The following is a 944-nucleotide window of genomic DNA, read 5'->3' on the forward strand; positions in this document are numbered from 1 at the left end:
TGATCGCCTTCATCGACGATCATCGCGAGGCTTACGGGGTCGAGCCGATCTGCAAGGTGCTGCCGATTGCCCCGTCGACTTACCATGATCACGTTGCCAAGCGGCGCAATCCAGCCAGACTTTCAGCCCGCGCCAGGCGCGATGCGGCGCTGAAGGTCGAGGTCCGTCGCGTGTTCGAGGAGAACTTCTCTGTTTACGGCGTGCGCAAGGTGTGGCGCCAATTGCGGCGCGAAGGTCGGGATGTCGCCCGCTGTACGGTGGCGCGGCTGATGAAGGAAATGGGCCTGCAAGGGGCGATCCGGGGCAAGCCCGTGCGCACCACGATAAGCGATCGCGCGGCACCCTGTCCGCTCGACCACGTCAACCGCGAGTTCCAGGCGCCGCGCCCGAATGCGCTGTGGGTGTCCGACTTCACCTATGTCGCCACCTGGATTGGCTTCGTCTATGTCGCCTTCGTCGTCGACGCCTATGCCCGCCGCATCGTCGGCTGGCGGGTGTCGCGCAGCGCTCACGCAGGCTTTGTGCTCGATGCGCTCGAACAGGCGCTGGCGGAGCGGAGACCGCTGCGCGGCGGGGGCCTCGTCCACCATTCCGATCGCGGCGTGCAATACGTCTCGATCAAATACACCGAGCGCCTGGCCGAGGCCGGCATCGAGCCGTCGGTCGGCAGCGTCGGCGACTCCTACGACAACGCGCTCGCCGAAACGATCAACGGCCTGTACAAGGCCGAGGTCATCCATCGACGTGGTCCGTGGCGTTCATTCGATGCCGTCGAATATGCCACGCTCGAATGGGTGGACTGGTTCAACAACCGGCGGCTCCTCGAGCCGATCGGCAACATCCCGCCGGCCGAAGCTGAGGCACGCTACTATGCGCAGACCGAGGAGTTCGGTATAGCCGCGTGACTCAAACCAAATGGCCTCCGGCAATCCCGGGGCGGTTCA

The 944-nt window shown here is 64.9% G+C and carries 1 protein-coding gene and 1 other annotated feature; the gene reads left to right on the forward strand.

What is annotated here, in order from left to right:
• Positions 1-74, forward strand: a sequence feature (AL1L pseudoknot). This feature is flagged as partial in the annotation.
• Positions 1-905 (forward strand): IS3 family transposase (locus QJT82_RS45455; protein WP_281446734.1); only part of this gene is annotated, 905 nt, incomplete at its 5' end. It overlaps the preceding feature by 74 nt.
• Positions 906-944 lie beyond the last annotated feature (39 nt).

It is taken from the genome of Bradyrhizobium sp. Mp19, assembly GCF_029952935.1.
In the GTDB taxonomy this organism is placed as follows: Bacteria; Pseudomonadota; Alphaproteobacteria; order Rhizobiales; family Xanthobacteraceae; genus Bradyrhizobium; species Bradyrhizobium elkanii.